General features: G+C 41.3%; 24 protein-coding genes, 1 tRNA gene and 1 other annotated feature. Of the genes, 13 read left to right on the plus strand and 12 right to left on the minus strand.

The window, feature by feature from the left end; all coding sequences use genetic code 11:
- Window positions 1–731 (minus strand) — a sequence feature (16S ribosomal RNA rRNA prediction is too short).
- Between the two features lie 190 nt (window positions 732–921).
- The gene (locus BHR79_RS00005) at window positions 922–1,176 is read right to left on the minus strand and encodes a hypothetical protein (protein WP_072560108.1); all 255 of its coding nucleotides are present in this window, start codon (window positions 1,174–1,176) and stop codon (window positions 922–924) included.
- Between the two features lie 231 nt (window positions 1,177–1,407).
- On the opposite strand from BHR79_RS00005, the gene BHR79_RS00010 reads away from it, so the two are divergent.
- The 7 genes from BHR79_RS00010 to BHR79_RS00040 all read left to right on the plus strand — a co-directional run bounded on the left by BHR79_RS00010 (window position 1,408) and on the right by BHR79_RS00040 (window position 6,453).
- On the plus strand, window positions 1,408–2,199 hold the full coding sequence (locus tag BHR79_RS00010) for a serine protein kinase RIO (protein ID WP_072560110.1): 792 nt from the start codon (window positions 1,408–1,410) through the stop codon (window positions 2,197–2,199).
- 16 nt (window positions 2,200–2,215) lie between these two features.
- Window positions 2,216–2,752 (plus strand): KH domain-containing protein, encoded by a 537-nt coding sequence (locus BHR79_RS00015; RefSeq protein ID WP_072560111.1) that lies wholly within the window; start codon window positions 2,216–2,218, stop codon window positions 2,750–2,752.
- Window positions 2,753–2,780: 28 nt separating this feature from the next.
- A complete protein-coding gene (locus tag BHR79_RS00020; RefSeq protein ID WP_072560113.1) occupies window positions 2,781–3,188 on the plus strand; it encodes a fasciclin domain-containing protein in 408 nt (135 codons plus the stop codon).
- 42 nt (window positions 3,189–3,230) lie between these two features.
- A complete protein-coding gene (locus BHR79_RS00025; RefSeq protein ID WP_072560115.1) occupies window positions 3,231–3,647 on the plus strand; it encodes a DUF1284 domain-containing protein in 417 nt (138 codons plus the stop codon).
- A 100-nt stretch (window positions 3,648–3,747) separates the two neighbouring features.
- On the plus strand, window positions 3,748–4,545 hold the full coding sequence (locus tag BHR79_RS00030; RefSeq protein ID WP_072560117.1) for a mechanosensitive ion channel family protein: 798 nt from the start codon (window positions 3,748–3,750) through the stop codon (window positions 4,543–4,545).
- A gap of 72 nt (window positions 4,546–4,617) precedes the next feature.
- Window positions 4,618–4,929, plus strand: coding sequence for a YbjQ family protein (locus BHR79_RS00035; protein ID WP_072560119.1), 312 nt, complete (start codon window positions 4,618–4,620; stop codon window positions 4,927–4,929).
- Window positions 4,930–4,947: 18 nt separating this feature from the next.
- The gene (locus tag BHR79_RS00040; RefSeq protein ID WP_072560120.1) at window positions 4,948–6,453 is read left to right on the plus strand and encodes a cryptochrome/photolyase family protein; all 1,506 of its coding nucleotides are present in this window, start codon (window positions 4,948–4,950) and stop codon (window positions 6,451–6,453) included.
- Window positions 6,454–6,455: 2 nt separating this feature from the next.
- Here the strand turns inward: BHR79_RS00040 and BHR79_RS00045 are convergent, their stop codons facing one another.
- Entirely contained in the window at window positions 6,456–7,451 is a 996-nt protein-coding gene (locus BHR79_RS00045) for a YbgA family protein (RefSeq protein ID WP_072560122.1), read from the minus strand.
- A gap of 105 nt (window positions 7,452–7,556) precedes the next feature.
- Between BHR79_RS00045 and BHR79_RS00050 the strand changes: the two genes are divergently transcribed.
- The 3 genes from BHR79_RS00050 to putP all read left to right on the plus strand — a co-directional run bounded on the left by BHR79_RS00050 (window position 7,557) and on the right by putP (window position 12,056).
- Window positions 7,557–8,237 (plus strand): hypothetical protein, encoded by a 681-nt coding sequence (locus tag BHR79_RS00050; protein ID WP_072560124.1) that lies wholly within the window; start codon window positions 7,557–7,559, stop codon window positions 8,235–8,237.
- A 568-nt stretch (window positions 8,238–8,805) separates the two neighbouring features.
- The gene (locus BHR79_RS00055; RefSeq protein ID WP_072560126.1) at window positions 8,806–10,455 is read left to right on the plus strand and encodes a DUF2070 family protein; all 1,650 of its coding nucleotides are present in this window, start codon (window positions 8,806–8,808) and stop codon (window positions 10,453–10,455) included.
- A gap of 110 nt (window positions 10,456–10,565) precedes the next feature.
- Window positions 10,566–12,056, plus strand: coding sequence for a sodium/proline symporter PutP (putP, locus tag BHR79_RS00060; RefSeq protein ID WP_200796373.1), 1,491 nt, complete (start codon window positions 10,566–10,568; stop codon window positions 12,054–12,056).
- A 466-nt stretch (window positions 12,057–12,522) separates the two neighbouring features.
- Here putP and BHR79_RS00065 read toward each other — a convergent pair whose 3' ends face one another.
- The 4 genes from BHR79_RS00065 to BHR79_RS00080 all read right to left on the minus strand — a co-directional run bounded on the left by BHR79_RS00065 (window position 12,523) and on the right by BHR79_RS00080 (window position 16,121).
- Complete coding sequence (locus tag BHR79_RS00065; protein ID WP_072560128.1) at window positions 12,523–12,897, minus strand: PH domain-containing protein; 375 nt, start codon at window positions 12,895–12,897, stop codon at window positions 12,523–12,525.
- 93 nt (window positions 12,898–12,990) lie between these two features.
- A complete protein-coding gene (locus BHR79_RS00070) occupies window positions 12,991–13,836 on the minus strand; it encodes a DMT family transporter (protein ID WP_072560130.1) in 846 nt (281 codons plus the stop codon).
- A 101-nt stretch (window positions 13,837–13,937) separates the two neighbouring features.
- Window positions 13,938–15,014 carry a uroporphyrinogen decarboxylase family protein gene (locus BHR79_RS00075; RefSeq protein ID WP_072560132.1) on the minus strand — a complete coding sequence of 359 codons (1,077 nt, stop codon included), beginning with the start codon at window positions 15,012–15,014 and terminating at the stop codon, window positions 13,938–13,940.
- Window positions 15,015–15,311: 297 nt separating this feature from the next.
- Complete coding sequence (locus BHR79_RS00080; protein WP_234970467.1) at window positions 15,312–16,121, minus strand: ZIP family metal transporter; 810 nt, start codon at window positions 16,119–16,121, stop codon at window positions 15,312–15,314.
- 351 nt (window positions 16,122–16,472) lie between these two features.
- Here BHR79_RS00080 and BHR79_RS10610 point away from each other — a divergent pair, with 351 nt between their 5' ends.
- Together BHR79_RS10610 and BHR79_RS10435 are read left to right on the plus strand one after the other, a co-directional pair.
- Window positions 16,473–16,628: a hypothetical protein gene (locus BHR79_RS10610; protein ID WP_169818149.1), complete on the plus strand. Its 156-nt coding sequence runs from the start codon at window positions 16,473–16,475 to the stop codon at window positions 16,626–16,628.
- A 321-nt stretch (window positions 16,629–16,949) separates the two neighbouring features.
- A complete protein-coding gene (locus BHR79_RS10435; RefSeq protein ID WP_148039501.1) occupies window positions 16,950–17,186 on the plus strand; it encodes a hypothetical protein in 237 nt (78 codons plus the stop codon).
- Between the two features lie 569 nt (window positions 17,187–17,755).
- Here the strand turns inward: BHR79_RS10435 and BHR79_RS00085 are convergent.
- The 6 genes from BHR79_RS00085 to BHR79_RS00110 form a co-directional block, all read right to left on the minus strand.
- The gene (locus BHR79_RS00085; protein ID WP_083432968.1) at window positions 17,756–18,901 is read right to left on the minus strand and encodes a site-specific integrase; all 1,146 of its coding nucleotides are present in this window, start codon (window positions 18,899–18,901) and stop codon (window positions 17,756–17,758) included.
- Window positions 18,902–18,976: 75 nt separating this feature from the next.
- Window positions 18,977–19,048: transfer RNA gene (locus tag BHR79_RS00090), tRNA-Thr, on the minus strand.
- 65 nt (window positions 19,049–19,113) lie between these two features.
- Window positions 19,114–20,109 carry a class I SAM-dependent methyltransferase gene (locus BHR79_RS00095; protein ID WP_072560138.1) on the minus strand — a complete coding sequence of 332 codons (996 nt, stop codon included), beginning with the start codon at window positions 20,107–20,109 and terminating at the stop codon, window positions 19,114–19,116.
- A 4-nt stretch (window positions 20,110–20,113) separates the two neighbouring features.
- Entirely contained in the window at window positions 20,114–20,725 is a 612-nt protein-coding gene (locus BHR79_RS00100) for a LysE family transporter (protein ID WP_072560140.1), read from the minus strand.
- A 50-nt stretch (window positions 20,726–20,775) separates the two neighbouring features.
- Complete coding sequence (locus BHR79_RS00105) at window positions 20,776–21,789, minus strand: transcription initiation factor IIB (RefSeq protein WP_072359502.1); 1,014 nt, start codon at window positions 21,787–21,789, stop codon at window positions 20,776–20,778.
- Between the two features lie 47 nt (window positions 21,790–21,836).
- Entirely contained in the window at window positions 21,837–22,097 is a 261-nt protein-coding gene (locus BHR79_RS00110; RefSeq protein ID WP_072560141.1) for an H/ACA ribonucleoprotein complex subunit GAR1, read from the minus strand.
- Window positions 22,098–22,371: 274 nt separating this feature from the next.
- Here BHR79_RS00110 and ppdK point away from each other — a divergent pair, with 274 nt between their 5' ends.
- Window positions 22,372–25,029 carry a pyruvate, phosphate dikinase gene (gene ppdK / locus BHR79_RS00115; protein WP_200796372.1) on the plus strand — a complete coding sequence of 886 codons (2,658 nt, stop codon included), beginning with the start codon at window positions 22,372–22,374 and terminating at the stop codon, window positions 25,027–25,029.
- Window positions 25,030–25,035: the final 6 nt, after the last annotated feature.

A 25,035-nucleotide genomic window follows, 5' to 3' on the forward strand; every position in this document is an offset into this window, starting at 1 on the left:
ATCTAATCCGGTTCGTGCCCCCAGCTTTCGTCCCTCACCGTCGGACCCGTTCTGGTAAGACGCCTTCGCCACTGGTGGTCCCACAGGGATTACAAGATTTCACTCCTACCCCTGTAGTACCTCTTACCTCTCCCGGTCCCAAGTCTAACAGTATCCCCCGGAAGCCTAACAGTTGAGCTGTCAGATTTCCCGGAAGACTGATTAAACCGGCTACGGACCCTTTAGACCCAATAATAGTGATTACCACTCGGGCCGCCGGTGTTACCGCGGCGGCTGGCACCGGTCTTGCCCGGCCCTTGCTATCACATGCTATTTACACATGTGGACAGCCAGCATTGTATGCTGGCACTCGGTGTCCCCTTATCGCGGTTTCCCGCAGTGTAAAGGTTTCGCGCCTGCTGCGCCCCGTAGGGCCTGGATTAATGTCTCAGAATCCATCTCCGGGCTCTTGCTCTCACAACCCGTACCCGTCGTTGGCTAGTAGGTACTCTAGACCCACTACAACCTGATAGGCCGCAGACCCATCCTTGGGCGACGGATCTTTAAATCACAAAGCATTCCAGCATATGTGATCTATTCAGAATTATCCCCAGTTTCCCGGGGTTATGCTGAACCCAAGGGCAGATTGTCCACGTGTTACTGAGCAGTCCGCTATGTTCACGAAGAACATTTAACTAGCATGGCTTAGTCGAACACCGATAGCAGTAACCTCTGGCAGGATCAACCAGAATTATAATATATTTCTAGCACACCTTTTGAAGGTTAAAGGAAATTGTTGGCAGGGTACCTATTAAACAACATGGATGCTGATTAAAGGCCCTGCACAGTGAATTCTAAATACTAACGATCAGAATTCACCGAACTGCCATTGCGTGAGTCAGACAGAATTGTTATCTCCTGTCTCCATTAAAGTGAAGGTGATTATGTTTCCACACACGTTCTGTGCGGGAACACATGAATATTGCTTTTGGTATATAAACCTTCTGATCCGGCCAGGCCGAACCAATTCACACGACAAACAAGCGAGGTTCGCGCATGAAACAGGTCACCAATCCTGTGCCATTCACAGGACACATATATACGCATTGAACGTATATAAGCATTTGCATTATCGATTTCCACTGAACAAACAGGCATCAAGCAGCTGCAAGCATTGAATGCTACATCTGCACCCATTCATTGAGCGGGACTCCTACATATGTTCACTCATATTAATAGTTATCGTACAAACAAATATTGAAATGAAATTTTGAGAATGGCAAAAAACAAATCATCCATAAATGGAATGCATAAATAGCATGAAGATCCTATCAAGCTGGCATATTTCAAAACACAAAACCAAATCCTACAAAAATAAAAATTACAAGAGCAAATCCAGGGAAATAAGTATTGAGATGGTGTGGCAGCATGGTAAAAAAATCAAAAGATATACGGAAACTCGATACTGATGTTGATAAAATGCGCATCAGACGCAAAGACAGCGAACACCTTAAAGTAAAAGAAAATGTATTCGATGAAGCCACCCTCAAAGCTCTTTATGACCTGGCAAGAAAAGGCGTAATAGAAAGCCTCGGCGGATCCATTAGCACCGGCAAGGAAGCAAACGTATTCCTTGCAGAAGGCAAAGACAAAAATATTGCCCTCAAAATATACCGCATATCTTCAAGCACTTTTAATTCCATGGATGAATATATACGAGGAGACCCACGTTTTAGCAATATACGCCACAAGAAAAAAGATATCATATTTGCATGGACAAAAAAAGAGTACCGCAATCTTATGCGTGCCAGGGAATGTGGCATAGCTGCCCCCCGACCAATAGATACCCACAAAAACATACTTGCCATGGAATTTATCGGAGAAGGAGACAAACCCTACCCCCTTCTAAAGGAAGTAAAACTCAGCGAACAATCTGCACAAACAATTTTCGGCACCATTATACATTATCTCGAAATACTTTATAATGAAGCCAAATTAGTACATGGAGACCTTAGCGAATACAATATTTTGCTCGATCCATCTACCCTTGAACCATATCTCATAGACATGGGCCAATCGGTAACGCTTGAACATCCGTCGGCAAATGACTTTCTAAAACGAGATATCAGAAACCTCACCCGGCACTTCAAGAAATACGGCATACAACCCGACGAAGAAGAACTTTTAAGGATAATTACCGAAAAACAAAGAAACAAGTAAACACAGGTTGAAAATCATGACGCATTTAAAAATACCAAAAGATAGAATTGGTGCAATCATCGGGCCAAAAGGCCAGACTAAAAAATTCATAGAAGAAAAATCATCTTCACAACTCAACATCGACAGTGAAAATGGAAGTGTGGAAGTCATACAGGGAGATGACCCCGTAGGAACCCTCAGAGCCATCGAAACAATCAAAGCCATTGGAAGAGGATTCAATCCTGAAAAAACAATACCAATGCTTGACGATGACCTGCTGATGTTAGAGGTTATTGATCTTTCAAAATATGCATCCACAAATAAGGAAATGACTCGCCTAAAGGGCAGGATTATAGGCAAAGGAGGTAAAACTCGCGAAATTGCTGAAAACCTCATCGGAGTGAAAATCTCAATATATGGAAAAACAGTCAGTTTCATAGGATACCCGGAGCAAATCCAAATAATGAGAACTGCAGTTGAAATGCTCATAGAAGGAGCAAATCATGGCCCCGTGTACAGTTTCCTCGAGAAAAAACACAAAGAATTGATGCAAGCTCAACTGGATTCCTATTAAGAGACAAATTTATCCACAGGAGGCAAGAATGGAATCAAAGGACCTTATCCAAACCGCAAAGGAGATGGGAGAATTTCCCACCCTTTTAAAGGCAGCCAAAGCACTTGACCTTATGGAAAAGTATTCCACAGAAGGCCCTTACACCATTTTTGCACCAGTAGAAAGTGCTTTTGAACCCATTCCCGATTCAGTAATAGACGATGCCTTCGAAGATCTTGATTATCTTAGAGATATTATTAGTTACCATATAGTAGAAGGAAGATACAGCAGTGAAGACCTCCGCGAAAATACCACATTGACTACAACAGGAGGCAATAAATTGAGGTTGCGGGAAAAAGATGGGAAAATATTCGTGGAAAACACGCCAATCCTTAAACCTGATATCGAATGCAGCAATGGAATCATACATTCCATAGGAGACATTCTTGTACCCTGATAATTACTCTTTTTCCATTAACTTTCTTAGATGTGGATGAAAATGCAAATCCGGGCACACCATATATTTTGCATCCAGGGCTTTGTCGGGAAGGGTTATTCTGAACAATTCATAGAAAATATGGAAAACATTATTGAAAAACTAAACAGCTGCGATCTCCTTATAGAGGTCACAAATACCCCGGATTGTATTTGCACTGCTTGCCCCAGACTGAAAATCATTGATGCACAAAGTGGAAATGCTAAAATAGGTCTTATTGGTTGTGAAGTAGAAACAGAAGTCAAAATACTCGACAGAAAAGTAGCCAATTCTCTTGGAATTGATTTTGGAAAACATTACCTGTACAGCGAGCTTCTCAAAAAACTGAAATATATCGATGAAGAAAATTTTGACAATATTTGTTCTGAATGCCAATGGTACAGTCTCGGCTACTGCAAAAAAAGAATCATTGGCATATAATGCAAAACATACATTTAAATGCTAAATCCAAACATCTGTTTTATATACCTAATGTCCCCATTTTCTTTGTAGAGTTAAAACTTGATTCAAGGAGGATAGAATGGCAGAAATGTTTCAATTCAACAACCTTACAGTATGGGATATCGGGGCTGCCCTTATAGTACTGGTTGCAGGCTATATCATTGCCCGCATCCTGACAGGAATGTTTAAAGACAGTATATCCAGAACAAAATTACCTTCACTTGTAATTGACTTCCTGGCAAGATTTTTCAGCATTCTTCTCTATATTATTGTACTCCTTACCACATTGTCCACACTGAATTTTGATGTCGGACCTGTAGTCTTGGGATTATCAGCCGTGATTGGGTTGATCCTTGGATTCGGGATGCAGGATACACTCACAAACCTGGGTGCAGGAATATGGATTGCTGCACTTCGTCCCATAGATAAAAATGAATATGTAGAAATAAACGGAATCTCAGGAACTGTTTCGGTAGTTGGAATTATGGCTACTGAACTTCTTGCACCCGATAACAAATTCATCACCATCCCTAATAAGCTTGTATGGGGAAACCCGATCATCAATGCAACACGCCTGCCAACCAGAAGGGTTAGTGTTGATGTAGGAATCAGTTACAGTTCCAATATAGACAGGGCCATTGAAATTGCCATTGAGACAATGAAATCCCACAGCAAAGTACTGTCAGAACCTGCTCCCGCAGTAATGACAACCGAACTTGCAGATTCCTCTGTAAACCTGCAGCTTCGTGCCTGGACAAAAACAGAGGATTTCTGGAATGTAAAGAAAGAACTCACTGAAAATATCTTCAAGGCCTACAGAGAACTTGGAATAGAGATTCCATTCCCACAACTGGATGTCCACCTTGAGAAAGAGTGATGACATCCACTATTTTTTTATTATTCTTGCATAGAAAACCAGTGATAACAATATTGTCATGGAGGTCCGATCTTGATAATCACCACTACTGAAAACGTTGATGGAAAGCAACAAAAAATCCTTGGTATCGTGATGGGAAATACGGTACAATCAAGACATATCAGTAGCGATATAGGAGCAGCTCTGAAGAAGGTGGTCGGAGGAAAGCTTAAAGGTTACTCAAAGATGCTCAAAACATCCAGAGATGAAGCAATGCAACGCATGATTGAAGAAGCAGAAAAATTAGATGCCGATGCAATAGTTAACGTGCGTTTCACAACATCCCAGACAATGGCCTCTGCCGCCGAGATACTTGCATACGGAACTGCCATGAAATTCACCTGATCAAAAATGGGGTTCAAAATGAAGGGCATATGGATTGGAGGTGACCAGTTAATTGAGGACAATCCTTTGATTCTGGATTCCCCACATGTCCCCTTAATAATGACAGAATATACCGGATTTAGCCTTTCCAGAACCTACCACAAAAAAAAACTGATCCTTGTCTGGTCTTCAATGCGCCACTATGCAGAAAAACTTCGAAAAAGGGGTGCAGATTTAACCTACGTAAAAACCCCAGAAATGGAAAGAACATTAAACGAATGGATAAAAAATAAAGAAATAGATGAACTCCATATTTCAGAGCCCTCAAACATCCATCTCAAAAAATATATCGAAAAACTCAATCTCAATTGCAAAGTAATATTCCTGCCAGATAACCAATTTATGTGGCAAGCACAGGAATTCAGAGATTGGGCTAACTCACGTAAAAAACTTCTCATGGAAGATTTCTATAGGACAGGGCGCAAAAAATATAAAATCCTTCTTGAAAAAGATCTTAAACCCTCTGGAGGAAAATGGAACCTGGATCGAGAAAACCGCAAACCTCCACCCAAATATGGATTTCAGGAAGACCCACCCCAACATATAAAATTTCCACCCGATAAGATCACCAAAGAAATTATAGCAGAAGTTGAAAGAAGCGAATATCCTACATACGGAAAAGGAAATGATTTCAATTTAGCTGTAACACATGAAGATGCGGAAAAAGCACTCGACTTCTTTATAGAAGAAAAACTTGCAAATTTCGGACCCTATCAGGACATAATGCTTACAGGTGACAATGTACTCTGGCATTCAATTTTATCCCCCTACCTAAACCTCGGTCTTCTACACCCCCTAAATGTAGTCAAAAAGGCCGAGCTGGCTTATTACCAAAAAAATCTCCCCCTTAACAGCATCGAGGGATTCATCCGGCAAATACTTGGATGGCGCGAATACATGCATTGTATTTACAACTACAAAGGGGACAAATACCTAAAAAATAACTGGTTTGATCATGAAAGGGAATTGCCCACCATGTACTGGTACCCCGAAAAAACAGCTATGAACTGTATGACCAGTGTCATTGAAGAGGTACGTAATACAGGCTATGCACACCATATACAGAGACTTATGATACTGAGTAACTTTGCACTGCTTGCAGAAGTTAATCCCTCAGAGGTTAAAAACTGGTTTCATACAGCTTTCATAGATGCATATGACTGGGTGATGCAACCCAATGTTATAGGAATGGGGCAGTTTGCAGATGGAGGAATCCTTGCTACAAAACCCTATATCTCTTCTGCAAACTATATCAACAAAATGAGTGATTACTGTCAGGATTGCACCTATAACCACAATCATCGAACCGGCGTAGATGCCTGCCCCTTTAATTACCTATATTGGGCCTTTCTTCACAAGAATAATGAAAAGCTTAGAAATATAGGCCGTATGAAACTTATTCTAAAAAACCTGGACCGGATAAATAAAAAGAAACTTAAGCAAATACTTACACAGGCAGATGATTTCCTTAAATCCCTTAAATAATATTAGAAATGGAAATGCTCCCAATAATCCTTATCCCTACCAGGGTCCACTTCCATTTTCAGCTCTTCAGGATAGGGTTCGAAAAACCTGGAATAAGCTGATGCATCTGAATCAAATTTACCGACAAAGAATTTCAGAATTTCAAGAACTGCCTCCACTCCTATCAGATTGCGGGAATAGAGATCAAGAACATCGTTAAAGAGAAAATCGTCTTCAGCAGTTGCCTGTTCCCTGTAACCCGAGTATATATTCTGTGCGGCATTAATATAGGAATTCGAAAACGGGTGATTGGAGAAAACTTCCTTAAGCAGTGAAAAATATTCCCTTGAAACATCATTGAAAGCAGCCCCTTTCGCCCCTTCAAGGAGATGACTCATTTTGTTTGCTAGAGGTTGACTGTAAAGCATGAAAAGATGATGATAACGACGGTTGTATTCTACCAATTGCTCCATATTTCCAGAACCCAGGGTTTCCCTGAAATCTGCAAAAGCAAAAAGACGAGTAAGAAAATCGTGCCTGATACGTACATTACGCAACCTGTCATCTTCTTCAATGGGATAACCGCCATAGCGCTTCAGAATCTTGTCTGCAAAGAAGCCACTACCCCTTTCAATTACCCCGGCATTACTTAATCCACTATAAACCTTGATATCACGAATACCAATTGTCGGAGACTTGGACTTGAAAATAAAACCATCCACTTCCGTAAGTTCCTCCAGGAAAGAATCCGTGAATCCATCCATCTTTTCAGTTACATCATTTCCTGTTTTGGGTTGTACAAGGCGGTATTCCCCTTTGGTCTTTACAATCCTCAGGGTATCCCTCGGAACCCCTAGACCAATGTCCACTTCCGGACATACTTTAATGAAATCCACGAAAGGTTCAAGGTCACGCACTGCCTGGCAGTGAATCACTTGCCCATCATAACGTACTTTTTCAAATTCAAGGCACCTGCTTACAAGCACAACTGGCCGGGAAAAAGGTATTTGCGGTATCATAGTATAATATTGGAGATGTAAACATAAATCACTTTTGATCTGTATTCAATCGACCACTGAATTTTTATCAAAGGAACTATATGCCCGAAAGATAGATTTTATTCTATGAAACTTATTCCAATAATACTCCTCGCAGTCTTCCTGCTGACTCCTGTAGTTGGTTCTGCCCACCTGCCAAGACTTGTTGAAAGCAATATAACCAATGTTGAAAATCCTGAAGTTTCCCAGGCATTCTATGGGGAACTTAAAGGTGTGCCTGACATATACGTGATAGAGTCAGATATATCTTTCAAGTTATATGCCAGTCTGCTTGTACCCGCAACCGAAGGTATCGAAAAGGATCTATCAGTAAAAATATGCCGTAAAGAAAGTGATGATGATGATGATGTAAATTGTACTGTACTCGATGGAATGTCCCATGAATGGACCCTGTATTATGAGGAATTCGGAGGAGATTACTATTACAATGGACCCGAACTAGTAGCAAACCAGGATGGAAAAACAGTAAAAGGAATAAATGCAGAACCTGGAATATATACATTGAAAGTATTCAGCCCGGATAATAAGGGAAAATATGTACTGGTAGTCGGAGAAAAAGAAAAGTGGACTGCCACCGAGTTACTGAATACTGTCTACCTTATGCCTCAATTGAAATCGGATTTTTTTGAAAGACCCGCACATGAAGCCTACTTCAATATATTCGGCGTATTCATTATATTAATAGTCATATCTGGCACAGGAGCCATATGGGTACTTGTTCGGAAATACAGAAGAAAAGGCAAATGAAAAAAGAAAATTGGTTTTGCCTAAAAGGCTTAAAGATTAGTTTTCGGGATAACGCTAAAACCAGTCCGGCGGGACCATAGGAGAGTAGGGGGTTTCATGGAGAAGCAGGAAAGAGGGATTATGGACAGGGAAAACGGGACGACGGGCAATTCCGGAGATCTGTAGGGAGCAACTTATTATCGTGTGTTTCACACTCCGAGTAGTTTGCATCTTATTCTAAGAATCAGTGTTCTACGACTGTACCTCTGGAAAATATATCAGGTGATTTTAGCAATGCCGGAATCTGCTGCCTCACCTCCCGAATATCCATCTGACATCATATACCTATAAAAACCATACAAATATAAATGTTTTTGTTATATAATATATATTTTATTTATATACATGTAATTTGGTAGTTCAGACTTAAGGAAAGAATTACTACAACATTCATACTATAAACAAAAAATCAAATTGAAAATTATTCAGGAAACATGAAATGCAGAAACAAAATAAACTTATGTTATAACTAAATAGAATGAAATCAAAATATATATAAAGGGCATGCAATATTAACTAACTGAAATCAATGGCTGACAATATCGATGTATTCAAGAAAGTGATATTCAGCATCCCACCGATGAAAACGGTGATTGCCGCTGTAATAGTATCAGGTTGCCTGTATGGAATACTTGTTAATTTTTTCCTATCATCAGTATCCCCGTTGGAATTGAGTGTTCGTTATATTGTAGAGACAATATTGATGGTTTTCGTAATCCCGACACTTATTGCGGGTGAGATTTACCATTTGTCATTTGAGGAGTACCCCCGTAAATGGAGTTATTTCATAGCTCTATTTAGTGAATGCATCCTGTTTATATACGGTATGATCCTGAGTGCCGCCGAGCCAACAGGAATTGCAAGCAGCTGGAACATATTCTGGCTTGCGGTTATTACGGTGTTCCTGATCAGCATGATAGTATTAATATCAACGCTGGGATACGAAAATATCAAAAGAATTACTATAGTAAGCCTGGCACATCCACTTATGATAATTGCCACCTATCACATTTTCCTGGGCCGGGAACAAGATATAACTTATGTGACTTACGTGGAAAAATTAGGCGTTTTCTTCCTGGCAGGTATAACAATCCTGCTGGCTTTTTTACTTGCAGAGTACCTGATAAGTACCAACGTGAATGTTTCAGCTATTAAATTGTTCTCCGGAATGATGCATAAAAAACAGGAGATTCTGGACCTGGGATATTTTGTAAAACCAGATGTACAGACCCTGCTGTTGAAAAATGAAAGCGGAGAATCCACTATTGCAATCCCCTGGATACACCCCGGTCCACTCGAGGGATTTGGAGGAGGCAGGGCATCCACAGACATCATAAACCACCTTAACAATAACAGCGAGGGTTTTTTCCTGCATGTCCCATCCACTCATAAATCAGATCCTGCAAATCCCGGGGACATTAATAAAATAATAGGGGCATTCGAAGAGCCCGAAACAACCGGTTATGCATCAAAAATGCTAAAAAAGGATTACGGGAAACTGGTATTTTTCGGCAGGAAATGGGGAGATCAGAAGATAGTATACATGGAAGCTGAAGAATATGGAGATTACGAGATACCTGTATTTACAGAAATCCTGGATCTCAATAAAGTGGTGATAATAGATCTTCATAACCATGAACGCAATAAGGAACCTAAAGAGCAGCTCATGTATGGCACGGTGGAAGCCGAGCATTTCAGAAATTGCCTGAAGGATTTTCTCGGCGAACTTGAAAAGTGCGAACTCCATGATTACCGGGCAGGTTTTGCCACCGAGGTTGCATGTACACCTAAATTTGCTCTTGTAGAAGAGATAGATGGCCAGAGAATACTTGTCTTTGGCACCGAAGGCAATGGGATATCCCCTGAAATGATGGATGTAGCCCGCGAATATGAAAACGACTTTGATGACATCATAATGTTTACAACCGATACACACAGCAGCATACATAGCATGATTGCGGATAGGCATGTAGATCCTAAAAGCCTGGAAAATATCATTGAAAGTGCCCGGCAACATGTATCAAAAGCAAGTGCAGGATTTATGAGCAAAAAAGCTGAACCCATGAAATTACTAAAGGATGATTATCTGGGATTGGCTTACAGTATCAACATACTTGCACGATTGATTCCCCTCACCCTTTTTTTACTCTATATAGCATTGATATTGTGGATATTGTGAGACAAAATAACTACTTTCCATGAATTGATTATATAAAATCAGAACATTGATAACTGAAAACCTGTATCTGAGAGGCAATTCAATTACGGTATCCACAGGAGATACAGTTCATGGAAATGACATCAGGAAACCAGAGTGTTGCAATTATAATTGTATTATATTTACTTTTCATGTTGACAATCGGTTTTTATTACTACAAGAAAACCGAAAACCTGTCCGATTATATTCTGGGTGGCAGGCGATTGAACAAATGGGTAACCGCCTTAAGTTCCCAGGCATCGGATATGAGTGGCTGGTTGCTTTTGGGGCTGCCGGGTTATGCATATCTCTCAGGAATGGAAGCAGGATGGATTGCTCTTGGTCTGGGGGTTGGAACATATCTTAACTGGAAATTTGTTGCCAAGAGGCTGCGCAGATATACAAAAGAAGCAGGAGACGCCCTGACTCTCCCGGTATATTTTGAAAACCGTTTCAGGGATAAGAGCAAACTTTTGAGGACTATTTCTGCCCTGTTTATCCTTATATTCTTTCTGTTCTATACTTCCTCAGGTTTTGTTGCAGGAGGTAAGCTTTTCAGCACAGTTTTTGGAGTTGAGTACTTTACTGCCCTCACAATAGGCGTACTTGTAATTATTTCCTATACTTTCCTGGGAGGATTCATGGCAGTCTGCTGGACTGATTTCTTTCAGGGTTTGCTCATGGTACTGGCTATCACAATCGTACCCTTTGCAGCAATGAACGGCCTGGGTGGCATCTCCTCAACTGTCGATATAATCAGAACCATTGACCCGAGCCTGCTGACCCCTTTCACAGGTTCTGATGGCAACCTGATTTCCCTGATAAGTGTAGTATCTTTGCTAGCCTGGGGTTTTGGATATTTTGGCCAGCCCCATATCCTCGTACGTTTCATGGCCATCAATGACCCGGAGGAAATCAAACAGTCCCGGGAAATAGCCATAACCTGGGTCACCATCTCTCTGGCTTTCGCAGTGATTGTCGGTCTTGTGGGAAGGGCTTATGTACCGGAATTCCTGGCAGGCGCATCAAGTGAAACCGTTTTCATGGTAATGGTAAACAGCCTGTTCCACCCGATAATTGCCGGAATTATGCTGGCAGCCATCCTTGCGGCTATAATGAGTACCGCTGACTCCCAGTTACTGGTGGCAGCATCCGCATTTACAGAGGACATCTACAGGCTGGTCTTCAAGTCAAATGCCACCCAGAGAGAACTCGTATGGATGGGACGTGCCACAGTAATCGGAATATCCCTTCTTGCCTATTATTTCGCCCTGGACCCGGCAAGCTCAGTCCTGGACCTGGTGGCTTATGCCTGGGCAGGGTTCGGTGCGGCATTTGGGCCAGCCATCATTTTCTCCCTGTTCTCCAGGAAGGTGACAAGAAATGCAGTCCTCGGAGGGATGATCTCAGGCGGTGTCATGGTAATCCTGTGGAAACAGCTATCCGGAGGGATTTTTGACCTATACGAGATAGTTCCGGGATTTATCCTTTCCAGCATTGTGATCCTGTTGATCACAAAAATGGACCGTGAACCTGCCCCGGAGATACAGGAAGAGTTCGATAGAGTTCAGCAATCGGCCTGAACTCTTTTTTTGATGCTTTAGTTGCAATTTAGTTGACAGACATGGCCGCATTTTGTCTGCACGTTTTTACGCAAGGTCCAGTCAGTGGTACCATTCTGGCGAAATACTACCAATTCGGTAGAAATTGGTAGTATTTGGTAATTCAAACAGTTTACAGGTTTTTTACAATAAAAAATGAACAATTCAGCTAAGGAAAACCATGAACCTAAATTCAAGGATATTGTATTTATTGCCAAAATTTTTATAATTATTAAGCAAAATAAATGTAATGAGACGTTCTAGTATTTGGCTATATTATCTTAAGACTCGTAAAGCTGGAAATGGTTGGCAGTTCTAGCACTGGCAACATCAATCTTTGTAGTTCCATACTTACTAATCGGTGTTTCTGCCATATTTAGCTTGATTATACTGATTTGACGGCATCGAAAGGTATTGGCTATTCAGTTATATTTAATTTTCAATAAAATCAACCAAGCACATGGGTGGACAATATTTTCTGCAACTCGTAGATGTCCACCTTCTTGTTAAAGGATTTTTCAATCGGCTGCGGATCACTGACAACCCATATCTTAAGTTCTGCATCCAGATCGAAATGACCGGATGTCTCAATACTGTATTTTGTGATTTTGCCATAGGGAATGGACAGATAACTTCTTTTCTTGCCCGTCATGCCCTGAACATCCACAATAATTAACCGCTTATTTGTGAAAATAAATGTATCCCGGATAACAACAAAGCCAATCTCTATTGTTTCCCCGTCACACATAAGTTGTCCGTAATCCGATTCCAGTTTCTCAGGTTCAACAACACCTGCATTACCAAAAATACCCGAAAAGCCCATACGATCGCTACTCCATCCTTTATTATTAAACAGTACTAACAAATATACTAATACAGATATAAACTTATCTAATAATTTCACAGGGCTTGGCCCTCAAATCGAAATCAACACAATGGCCACCAGGGCAGCCGCCACTCCCATCCATTGTTTCTGAGAAAGTTTTTCTTTCAGTATGAACCAGGCAAGCAATACAGTTCCTGCAGGATAAAGTGATGAGGTGACCGAAGCAATATCCAGCCTGCCGGCCTGGGATGCAAGGGCATAGAAGGTATTTCCTCCGGTATCGAAAACCCCTGCCACAAGAATCACGGGCAACACACTGCGCCCGGGCATCTCTACGGGACCGGACAGGGCGATGAACACAAGCAAGACACCTACAGCAGCAATCCTGGCAGCAGTAAGGGGCCACAGGACTGCGGTTTCACTTACGAGATCTATTGTAATAAAGAAAAGGCCAAATCCCATTCCTGCTGTAAGGGGTAGGTAAAGGTCCTTTTTCTGCACTTTTATTCCTTCACTATCTGATGCTATTAACCATACCGCCATCAACGCAATTATGAAACCTAGCAATTTGTGAATTTCAGGCAAGCCTTCATAAAAGGCAGCATATATGACCGGCACACCCGCAGCCACAACCGCTGACACAGGTGCTACAAAGCCCATTTTACCGAGTGAAAGGCCCTTGTAAAGGGACAGCAGGGCAATGCTAATGAAAATACCTGCAAGTACCCCCCATATAATACCATCAAACGGCGGAAATGTCTCTCCGATTATGTATGCAGAACCTGCAAGGAGAAACACCCCAACTGCCTGGGTAATCAGGACCACAGCATAAACATTTGCTTTCTTTGAAGCAAAGCCTCCGCTAAAGTCACCGGCTCCCCAGGAAGCGGCAGAAATAAGCCCAAAAAATACGACGAGGAATTCAGCAGGAATCATTTGTTTGCTCCATAGTTAATAGTGGCTTCTAAACAATAAACCCGACAAGTATAAAGGTTTTATTAAGAGTACTACAAAATCAAATAAGAAAAAGAAGGAAATTAACTGTAACTTCCATACATCTCCGCAGCATCCATCATTGCCATAACCTTTATCGGCGAAGCATCCAGCGGAAATTCACAGCCCGGAGCCAATATATAGCCACCCGGCGAATCAATGCCTTCTTCAATATTTTCCCTGCAGAGTTCCATAACTTCCTCGTAAGTACTGTTCAGGAACAATGGTGGATTGATATTACCGCATATAACATCATAGTCACCAAATGCATCAATCTGTTTATTGACAGGAGTCTCCGGGCCAAAAAGCCATACATATTTGCCTGCCCAGTCATTTTCCTCCCTCATTTTGGTATAGTATGGAACATTGGCATTCTGGTTTGCACAGGGATGCATAAGTACAGCATGTATACCGAGTTCCTTGACGTGGTTATGAATCTTTTGCATATATGGATAAGCAAATTCCTCAAACATCTGTGGAGATATCATGGTATTTGATTCAGAAGGGCCACCATCAAAGGGAAGAAGGGCTTGTGGACCGTATTTATCTGCAAAGTAGTCGAGTGCATTTATGAACATGTCACTTACTTTTTCCAGTAACTGGTGCACCTTATCCGGATCAGTCAGAATCCATGAAAAAAATTCAGATGTCTCAGCAACCACCGATGCGGCAGTGAATGTACTTCCAATCTGCACAGTGATCGGCATCCCATGTTCTGCACATCTTGAAGCTACGGTATCAGCCTGTTTGTACCCACCGGGAAGTTCTTTCCTAAAGTCAGGAACTTTTATATTCTCAATATCATCAATTGTATTTACAGGATGTTCTATGACATACGGTGCACCCTGACCTTTTCCATATGGAAAACCTATTTTACCTCCGAATTCCCAGGGGCCCAATGATGCATATCCATACATTGGTGTTTGCTCATAACCGTGAAGACGCATTGATGCAAACTGTGCATCAAAGCATTTGTCCCCATCTGCATAGAAATCACCCAGAGATATTCCAGTGATTTTTGATGCATACCCGAGAATAAAAGGTACCACTGGTATGCGATCCGGTTTTTGTCCGGACATGACAGATGTCATGCGTTCAGGTGGTGTCATTCTTGAAGTCATTTCTAATTCCTCCTAAAAACTATATTTAATATTTTAAATCATAAACTTAAAAACCTATGCTATATTTTTAAAATGTATGAATTAGTGAAAGCAAATAACCAACTTACTTATAAATTTAGTATCAGATAGGCTACAAAAAATAAAAATAGTAACATACATACTCGTTAATTTACAGACAATCTTAAATATATATTAAGTAAGTAACAAATCTCAAGTTTAAAACGTAAATTAAGCAGATTTAGTGATTGAAATTTTCTAAATTTATTTTACTTGTATATTATACAAAACAACTTCTTATTAGCCAAAAGACACATCCAGAATCATCATTACAACAAAACCTATCATTGCACCCATAGTTGCTAAAGATGCATTGCCACCTCGTTGTGACTCAGGAATGATTTCTTCAATCACAACGAAAATCATAGCACCCGCTGCAAAAGCTAAAGCATATGGCAATATTGATTCGACTAAAATAACAGACCCAGCTCCAACCACAGCGGCTATTGGTTCTACGATTGCAGATGCCTGTCCATAAAAGAAACTTTTCGAACAAGCCATACCTTCACGCCTTAAAGGTAGAGAAATCACAAGTCCTTCCGGGAAATTTTGAATACCAATTCCTATAGTAAGAGCCAAAGCACCTGCCAGGTTAGCAGATGCAGAACCAACTGCAACTGCTCCAAATGCAACACCAATAGCAAGTCCTTCAGGGATATTGTGTAATGTCACTGCAAGAACAAGCAACGTACTTCGCTGCCAAGACGTTTTGATACCTTCTGCATCTTTTGATAGGCGGCCATATTGAAGATGAGGGAATAATTCATCTATTCCTCTTAAGAAAAGCCCGCCAAGAAGAAAGCCAACCGTCGCTGGAAACCAAACAGGAACTTCTTTTAGTGATGACATTTCAATAGCAGGAGAAAGGAGTGACCAATGACTTGCAGCTATCATCACACCTGCTGCGAAACCAAGCATAGTGTCAAGAAACTTTCTATTAATTTCTTTGGTCAAAAATACACTTGCAGCTCCAAGTGCAGTAAAACTCCATGTAAAAATTCCTGCAAGTAGAGCTTGTACTACCGGACTTAAATCTTGTAAAAAATCCACCACACTTCCAGATCCTCTATCCCTTGATACTTATTTCAAGTTTGTCTTGAATTGGTTATTAATTTTTCCAATATATCTAATCAATGTATCTCTTACAGGCAAATTTAGTAATTTAGCTCATTGTTTTAAATTTTAGATATTTTTTATTTTTATATAAATACCTATAAAGTTTTGAATTAATTATGTTGACAAAAAGGCCAAAAACAATCAAAAACCCACATACTTGACAGGATGATTCTGCATACCAGCAATTTCACTTCGATTAATTATTCTATATTTACTATTGCTCTTTAATGATCATGAAAAAAGAAGATATAAAATGAATTCCCATATTTGTTGGGGGACTTATAAATGGGAATTGAAAACTATAATATTGAAAAATATATTCCAGACGACTTTTTGTCAACAGCATGGGCGGTGAAACACGTAAATATAAAACTCGCAGCGGGGATTATTCTACTTGTTCTCTATGCTATTCTTCTAACAAGATGGCTAGGGGGCTTATAATAAGTTTATAGGAATTGCTTTTTATTTTCAAATAAAAAGCATAACATCAATAGTTATTTTTGAATTTTCTGATAACAGAATTATTACTCCGAAATAGGATAAGTTAACCCAGTGTTTGTGAATTTTGCATATCAGGCTTCAACATTATCAACACCTAATATTTCTACAATGGAGGACTTGGAAGCAGTCAAAAACGGTACTGTTCTTCTGGATGAAGCCTAGTACACTTTCGATTCCCGGTCTTTTGGAACAAAAGAAAACAAAGGCGGCTCCTACATCCTCTCTAAACTCTCAAAACGAAACTGCGACCTCTACCTTAACATGCAGTTTAGGGACCTGATCGATAACAGATTTCGGGATAGGTTACAGGCTATCCTGATCCCTCAAAAACTCCTTCACCCCTCCACAAACAACCCATTTGCTCTTGAAGTATCCATAATGAAAAAAGACAAATGGGGTGTATATACAATCTTGCCTTCTAAACTCTACTTTGATGTATCAGAGATATTATCGCTATACGATACCTCGGAAGAATTGGATCTTCTTAAATATACGTAAACTGAGCCGGCCCAAAAAAGACAATCGATTTAAGCCGCCGTCTTTTTGGCGGCGGCCCGCTAAATTCTCAAAATATTCACTCAATTCTATTATACTGTAATTTACTTAGTAACTGTATATACAATTGTTGAATATAACAACACTCTATACAATGTGTGCTAACTAATACATATAAAATTTTATTAATTATTTTATAATTCTTCCGGGGGTTTTTATAGTATCGCTATAAATTGTGAAGTGTAACGCCGTTAAGGCACAAGCAAGTAAGACTTCTCAAAAACACTGAGGTGGTATAATAGGGTGGTATGAGAAAATCGGGCTGAGAAGTCTTACTTGGCCTTTAATACCAGATGGCAAGACATCGTAAAAAAGCAGTTTGGGGTATGGTGGTGGTACGATAGGAAGGCTGCTTTTAGTCTTGCCCATCAATCTCATTATTATTTTGCTTACTCTATTAAACTAATTCGTTATGTAATTTGATGAGTAACAGTGTATACAATTGTTGAATAGTACTCCTTATTCAGATTTTATGGAAATAATTCACCTATCTAAAATAACATTTAAATACATTATTTAAAGTTCCTGAATAACTTCATGATACGTGGATCCTGCTCGACAAGGTCCATGACATATTCTGCTAGTTCTTCCCTTTTTTCATCTGCATTGATTGCAGTTTCTATATTGAGTGCAGCACCGCATTGACTGCAATACTCATAAGTAGGTCCGTTGTTGAATTTACATCGAGGGCAGGTAATAGTTTTTAAATCTGGTTCTTTCTTTTCTTCTTTAATTCCATACATATTCAAAATGGCGTTATCTACATCTCCCCCGGAAAGATGAATGTATGTTGCAGGCATGTTCGATCCATTTACCCATCCCAGATGCTTTTCCATTTGTGCCTGAGTTAAGTGTTTGGCCAATTCTGTACTTCTGGCATGTCTTAACATGTGTAAATAGATTCTTTTCTCAATTCCTGCTCTTTTTGCTGCTCGTTTCAAAACAGCAGAAAGTGCTGCATGCTTCATTGGTTTATTAACATCTTTACCCGCTAAGGTAATCCATAATGGTGCATGGCTATTTTTTCTGAATGGATGAATGGAAATCCATTCCATCAGGTAAGGTACACAAAAAGTTACTCTAATTCTTCTCCTTCCGGTTTTACCATCCACTTGCAGGACTGCACCATATTTATCAGGTTCAACATGGCCGATTAATAGTTCTCCTATTTCAGCAGCCCTTCCCCCGGCATCATAAAAAGTTGCTATAATTGCTCGGTCTCTGACATTTTTTCTATTTTCAATCATTCGCATTATTTCAGATTCAGTAGGAAGTTCATAAGGCATGTTTCTTTTAGGCCTCTTAATGCGAATCCATTTCACATATTCTGGATCTTCATTATTTCCTTCATACCATCTGAAATAACGTCTGATAGCAATTTTATAATCGTGTTTGGTCCATTCGCTCAAGTCACTTCTTTCAATGTTAGTTACAACCTTCTCCAGGTTTGAAGTGGAAGGATTCTCTAATTTCAATTCCCATCGAGTAGTAAGAGTATAAAGTTGACTCAGATATTTCATTACTCTAACTGTTTTTAACCCCTCTGCAAACATTCGATTCTCAAATTTAAAAAGTAATTTTTTGTATGATTCGTTAATATCACTTCTTCGAATCTTTTGTTCGACATTCGTTAATGTCTTTTCATGGTTGTGTATCATGATCACCACTCCACTTTACAAAAAATAGTCTAACCCTAGCAGAGTGAAAGTAACGGATTTGAACAAAAGTCCGATAGCCGTCGGGGGGATTCGAACCCCCGGCCTGCTGATTACGAATCAGCCGCTATACCACTAAGCCACGACGGCACAAAGAAGCGTATCCAGATACGGATATTAGGATTTAACCATTTCGCTATTTTGGCTGCAGAATATCAATTAATCCGCATATCAATACATATATTATACTGATGGGGAGCATACGAGCGGACCGAGCGAGTAGCCAGCACTTCAAAGCTCCTGCCTGCTTTTTTTGCAGCTTCTTCGATCAGGCAAAGAGAGGGACCAAAAAGATCATCTTCGTGTGCCATTGCGTAATAATGAATAACACCTCTGGGTTTTGTCAGGGCCACGGCCTCATTAACAAAATCAAAGGCATTGTGAGGCAGGTTCATGATAACATGATCTGCCACCTGCCCCAGCCTATGTGGAAGGCCTCGGGCGTCTGCCACGAAGGCTTCAACATTATCCAGGCGGTTGATTTCGATGTTTTTTTGCAGATACCCAACTGCTTGCGGGTTTTTATCAATTGCATACACATAACCACATTTTTTGGCCGCCGGGATACTGTAGGGACCCACACCTGCAAACATATCCACAACTACATCTCCCGGTTTCAACTGCAAAACCACCCGTTGTCTTTCTGTGGAAAGTCGGGGTGTGAAATAAACCTTCGCGATATCCACCAGATACCTGCATCCATGGTCCCGGTGCACCGTCTCTGTCCTGTCTTCTCCGGCAACCAGCCTGAAACTGCGTACCCGGAATTCCCCTGTGATTCCTGACTCCTCCTGTAAAACCACACGCAGGCTCTTTCTAAATTCCAGTAGGGCCCGGGCAACCTTTTCAGGTTCCTCTTCATCAGCATCAATAATTGCAATATCCCCCACTATTTCAAAAGAGGGAGAAAAACCAAGCAAACTTTCGGGGGTGACCTGTTTCTTATTGGGTTGCAGGTCATGTGTGACCAATTCTGCCACATGGGGAAGATTTAAACAGACATCTACCGGACAATCGTCCATAACAGGTACATACAGACAGTCATCATCCGCAGATAGCCTGTATGAATTATCCAGTAAGTCCATTTCTGCCAGTGCCTGCCTGACAGGCTCTCCAAACCGTTTTTTCACTTTCACACACAAACGTTCCATTAAATCACCCCAGGGCAAACCAGATACCAAATCCCATCAGGAAAACCCCGCAACATGCAAGGACACTTCTATATACAGTTCCCGAAAAGAAACTTCTCGTCTTGCTAAGAGATGTGGAAACAAAGGTAAACCAGCCAAGGTCAGCCATCCAGTGTCCGACTACAAACATCACAGCAGCAAATATACCTATCTCCATTCCCCGGAGCACAAGTGCACTCCCCGCAGCCAGCCACCATATCCAGAAATAAGGATTAGAAGCCGAAGTTAGTATACCTGCAGAAACAGGGTTTGCAAGAACTCCACCGGATAAACCTGAATCAATAAACGTGTTCCGGGACTGTATTATCGTAAGTAAACCAAATACAACAAGTACCAGACCCCCTACAAAAGATATAACGGACATTTCCCTGTCCCCGATAATCGATGTAAAACCCAGCACAATAAAAATACAAATTAAAAATTCAATCAAAGCATGGCCAAGGACAACTTCAGGTCCTGCCCTCCACCCTTTTTTCAAAGAACCTTCAATGGTGGCAAAAAGCATCGGTCCTGGAACAAGTGCTCCTGTAAGACCTACTGCGAATCCCACAAACAGCATGTCCAGTATTGCAAGCATGGATAGGAAAGAAAAGAAGTTGGAGGATATTAAAATTATCCTTCCAAACTTTAGAGGATTATCTCAATATCGAGTTCCTCTGCAAGTTCCTTATACCGGTTACGTATAGTAACTTCTGTCACACCTGCCACGTCTGCAACCTCACGCTGTGTGCGGCGTTCCCCGCACAGGATAGAGGCAATGTAGATAGCCGCAGCAGCAACACCTGTAGGCCCACGTCCGCTTGTTAATTCTTTCTCCGATGCCTGCCTCAGGATTTCTACACCGCGGGATTGTACCTCGCCTTTCAGGCTTAGGCCCGAACAGAACCTGGGCACGTAATCTATCGGAGAAGTAGGCATTAGTTTGAGGGACAATTCCCTTGAAATGAAACGGTATGTCCTACCAATTTCTTTCCTGCTGACCCTGGATACTTCTCCAATCTCATCCAGTGTCCTTGGAACACTGCACTGCCTGCATGCCGCATACAGAGCAGCTGCGGCAACACCTTCAATACTGCGGCCACGAATCAGGTTCTTGTCAACCGCTTTCCTGTAAACAACAGCTGCTGTTTCACGAACCGTCCTGGGAAGACCAAGGGCTGAGGCCATCCTGTCAAGTTCTGAAAGAGCAAATGCCAGGTTTCGTTCCGTTGCATTGCTTACACGGATACGTCTCTGCCATTTCCTCAAACGATACAGTTGGGCACGATTTTTGGATGATATAGACTTTCCATAAGAATCACGGTTTCTCCAATCTATCATTGTGGAGAGACCCTTATCATGTATCGTGTAGGTCATCGGCGCACCCACACGGGAGCGCTTCATCCTCTGGTCATGGTCAAAAGCCCGCCATTCAGGTCCTTCATCTACAAAATCAGCATCGACTACTAAACCACAATCCGCACATACAAGTTCTGCACGTTCGTAATCCTGTTCAAGATTGCGGCTACCACACTCAGGGCACTCAAGTGCCTTATTCTCTACATCAGTATTCTTTTCCTTCTCACGACGTGCTTTTATCATAGCACGCATTTTTTCTCGTTCGGAAGTGTCTGAATACCTTACCCTTTCAACTTCTACCATGTATTGGACCTCTGATTAAAATCACGGAATAAAAATGTAAACATTAATTATTTGACATACACCTTTTCTCGAATCCAGTTTTTTATCTTCGAATCTGGTACGTCACTAAAAATTTTGACTACAACATAAGGCCGGGCAGCCGGGCCTATTACATCGGAAACTTTGCCAATTCTTGCAACCTTCTTGTCCAGAACTGCCGACCCTTTCCTGGGCAAATCTTTTATATTACAGGAAGACATGCTTTCGGAGCCTTTAACTATAAGTTTCCTGCCACCTATCAGGTGGGACACTACTCCAAGCCTTTTCATATGCATTTTTCCATTATATAAGGTAATTTGGAAGTATAAATAGATTAAATTGATTATATATAAATGTATCGCAACACCTTTAATAGAAACATATGCTATTCCCGGGCACAAAATAAAGATTAAAACAAAATTAATTCCCCTGAAATTATTTCATTCTTGCTTCAAAATATGATGCATCGTTAAACCTTAATATAAAATGAACTATTGTGTCATCTACTAACAAACAGGACCCTACATATAATCAGGAATCTACATTTCCATGGGAGGAAAGTTAGTGGCAGATAAAAAATTCGTTTATCTTTTTGGAAATAATAAAACCGAAGGAAAAAACAGCATGAAAGATTTGCTGGGTGGTAAAGGCGCAAACCTTGCCGAAATGGCAAACCTGGGTATACCGGTACCTCCAGGCTTTACAATTACCACCGAAGTGTGTGTGCTCTATACAAAAGACAATCAATATCCATCCGGAATGCTTGAAGAGGTGGATCGGGCTTTACAAAAACTCGAAAAAGCAAATAATAAACAATTTGGTGATCCGGACAATCCCCTTCTCCTTTCTGTTCGCTCCGGAGCACGGGTTTCAATGCCTGGAATGATGGATACTGTTCTCAATCTCGGCCTAAACGACAAAACTGTCACAGGACTTGCGAAAAAGACATCTAACGAGCGTTTTGCTTATGATAGTTACAGAAGATTCCTGACAATGTTCGCAGATGTTGTACTTGGAATACCTACTGAAAATTTTGAAAAGGTAATGGAGTCCCGAAAAAAGGATCTGGATGTAGAACTGGATACCGAACTGGACACGGATTCTCTCAAATACCTAGTCGAAAAATTCAAAGCAATAATAAAGGACAATACAGGGAAAGAGTTTCCACAGGATCCCAGAAAACAACTCCAGATGGCAATCGATGCTGTATTCAATTCATGGAATAACCAGAGAGCAATAAAATACCGCCGTCTGAATAATATACCTGATAATTGGGGTACTGCTGTAAACGTACAGAGCATGGTCTATGGAAACATGGGCGAAAAATCCGGAACCGGCGTGGCATTCACACGTGACCCTGCTACCGGTGAAAAATGCTTCTTCGGCGAGTTCCTCACAAATGCCCAGGGAGAAGACGTAGTTGCAGGAATACGCACCCCACAACCCATCGAAGCACTCCAGGACAGCATGCCTGAGGTCTACGATAAACTGGTGGAGATCTACAGGAAACTGGAGAATCACTTCCGGGACATGCAGGACATAGAATTTACCATCCAGGAAGGTAACCTTTACATGCTCCAGACAAGAACCGGTAAGCGGACTGCAAAAGCAGCTATCAGAATAGCCGTGGAAATGGAAAAAGAAGGCCTCATTGATAAAGAAATCGCAGTATCACGTATCGAAGCTTCACAGATAGATAAAGTCCTCCATCCAATGATAGATCCTGATGCAAATCTCGATGTAATTGCTACAGGATTACCGGCATCCCCAGGTGCAGCAGTCGGAAAGGTTGTATTCACAGCAGAGGAAGCCGAAGAGAAATCCAAGGAAGGAAAACAGACCATTCTTGTGCGTACCGAAACCTCACCGGAGGATATCGGAGGAATGGCAGCTTCTGAAGGTGTACTCACTGTTCGCGGTGGAATGACATCCCACGCAGCAGTTGTTGCCAGAGGAATGGGTAAACCATGTGTTGCCGGTTGTGGCGAAATTACAATCGATATGGACAAAAAAGAATTCACCAATGGGAAGGTTACTGTAAAAGAAGGAGACGATATAACTATCGACGGCAGCACAGGAGAAGTCATACTTGGAGAAGTCAAACTAATTTCCCCCGAACTGAGTGGTGAACTTGATACCATCCTGGGATGGGCTGACAATATCAGATCCATAAATGTCAGATCCAATGCCGATACTCCTCATGATGCAACGGTAGCAAGGGAATTCGGAGCTGAAGGGATTGGCCTTTGCCGTACAGAGCACATGTTTTTTGGAGAGGAAAGAATTCCTGTTGTTCGTGAAATGATAATGGCAGAAAGCAGTCAGGAAAGGAAAAAGGCACTTGAAAAATTGCTTCCAATGCAAAAGGAAGACTTTACCGGAATATTCCGTGCAATGGAAGGCTATCCTGTTACAATCAGATTGCTTGATCCTCCACTTCACGAATTCCTTCCCAACCATGAGGAACTCACGGAAAAACTACGCGAACTGAAAACTAAGGGCGCCAAACAATCAGAGATAGCTGAAGTAAACCGACTGATAGGCGGAGTAGAATCACTCAAAGAAGTCAATCCGATGCTTGGCCACCGTGGATGCCGCCTTGGCATTACTTATCCGGAAGTGTACGAGATGCAGGTCAAAGCTATTATTGAAGCAGCATGTGACCTGAAAAAGGAAGGACTTGAAATTGTACCTGAAATAATGATCCCACTGGTCAGCCATGTCAATGAACTCAAGGTAATCAAGGAAACAGTGAAATCGGCTGCACAGGAAGTAATGGATTGTGACGGTTCAACCATCGATTATCTAGTGGGAACAATGATAGAATTGCCAAGAGCAGCCCTTACTGCAGACCGTATAGCTGAAGAGGCCGAATTTTTCTCCTTTGGCACCAATGATCTTACCCAGACAACCTTCGGTTTCAGCAGGGATGATGCAGGTAAGTTCCTCCCATCCTATATAGAGAACAATATACTGGAGCAGGATCCTTTCGCAGTACTTGATCAGGACGGAGTAGGTGAACTTGTCAAGATCGGTATTGAGAAAGGCAGAAACACAAATAGTAAACTCAAGATTGGTATTTGTGGAGAACACGGCGGAGAACCGGCTTCTGTAAAATATGGCCATAACGTGGGACTTAATTATGTAAGTTGTTCACCATTCCGTGTTCCAATTGCAAGACTGGCAGCAGCCCAGGCCGTGATCGAAAACAAAAATAAATAAAACAAA

The organism is Methanohalophilus halophilus (genome assembly GCF_001889405.1).
GTDB lineage: Archaea > Halobacteriota > Methanosarcinia > Methanosarcinales > Methanosarcinaceae > Methanohalophilus > Methanohalophilus halophilus.

Coding starts and splice junctions, on each gene's coding strand:
- BHR79_RS00065 (WP_072560128.1), bottom strand. CDS start 12,897: ATGGGCTTTTCGGGTATTTTTGGTAATGCAGGTGTTGTTGAACCTGAG.
- BHR79_RS00095 (WP_072560138.1), bottom strand. CDS start 20,109: ATGGAACGTTTGTGTGTGAAAGTGAAAAAACGGTTTGGAGAGCCTGTC.
- BHR79_RS00105 (WP_072359502.1), bottom strand. CDS start 21,789: ATGGTAGAAGTTGAAAGGGTAAGGTATTCAGACACTTCCGAACGAGAA.
- BHR79_RS10435 (WP_148039501.1), top strand. CDS start 16,950: ATGCAGTTTAGGGACCTGATCGATAACAGATTTCGGGATAGGTTACAG.
- BHR79_RS00070 (WP_072560130.1), bottom strand. CDS start 13,836: ATGATTCCTGCTGAATTCCTCGTCGTATTTTTTGGGCTTATTTCTGCC.
- BHR79_RS00030 (WP_072560117.1), top strand. CDS start 3,748: ATGGCAGAAATGTTTCAATTCAACAACCTTACAGTATGGGATATCGGG.
- BHR79_RS00055 (WP_072560126.1), top strand. CDS start 8,806: ATGGCTGACAATATCGATGTATTCAAGAAAGTGATATTCAGCATCCCA.
- BHR79_RS00045 (WP_072560122.1), bottom strand. CDS start 7,451: ATGATACCGCAAATACCTTTTTCCCGGCCAGTTGTGCTTGTAAGCAGG.
- BHR79_RS00040 (WP_072560120.1), top strand. CDS start 4,948: ATGAAGGGCATATGGATTGGAGGTGACCAGTTAATTGAGGACAATCCT.
- BHR79_RS00005 (WP_072560108.1), bottom strand. CDS start 1,176: ATGGGTGCAGATGTAGCATTCAATGCTTGCAGCTGCTTGATGCCTGTT.
- putP (WP_200796373.1), top strand. CDS start 10,566: ATGGAAATGACATCAGGAAACCAGAGTGTTGCAATTATAATTGTATTA.
- BHR79_RS00110 (WP_072560141.1), bottom strand. CDS start 22,097: ATGAAAAGGCTTGGAGTAGTGTCCCACCTGATAGGTGGCAGGAAACTT.
- BHR79_RS00020 (WP_072560113.1), top strand. CDS start 2,781: ATGGAATCAAAGGACCTTATCCAAACCGCAAAGGAGATGGGAGAATTT.
- BHR79_RS00050 (WP_072560124.1), top strand. CDS start 7,557: ATGAAACTTATTCCAATAATACTCCTCGCAGTCTTCCTGCTGACTCCT.
- BHR79_RS00015 (WP_072560111.1), top strand. CDS start 2,216: ATGACGCATTTAAAAATACCAAAAGATAGAATTGGTGCAATCATCGGG.
- BHR79_RS00010 (WP_072560110.1), top strand. CDS start 1,408: ATGGTAAAAAAATCAAAAGATATACGGAAACTCGATACTGATGTTGAT.
- BHR79_RS00075 (WP_072560132.1), bottom strand. CDS start 15,014: ATGACTTCAAGAATGACACCACCTGAACGCATGACATCTGTCATGTCC.
- BHR79_RS00025 (WP_072560115.1), top strand. CDS start 3,231: ATGCAAATCCGGGCACACCATATATTTTGCATCCAGGGCTTTGTCGGG.
- BHR79_RS10610 (WP_169818149.1), top strand. CDS start 16,473: ATGGGAATTGAAAACTATAATATTGAAAAATATATTCCAGACGACTTT.
- BHR79_RS00100 (WP_072560140.1), bottom strand. CDS start 20,725: ATGCTTGCAATACTGGACATGCTGTTTGTGGGATTCGCAGTAGGTCTT.
- BHR79_RS00085 (WP_083432968.1), bottom strand. CDS start 18,901: ATGATACACAACCATGAAAAGACATTAACGAATGTCGAACAAAAGATT.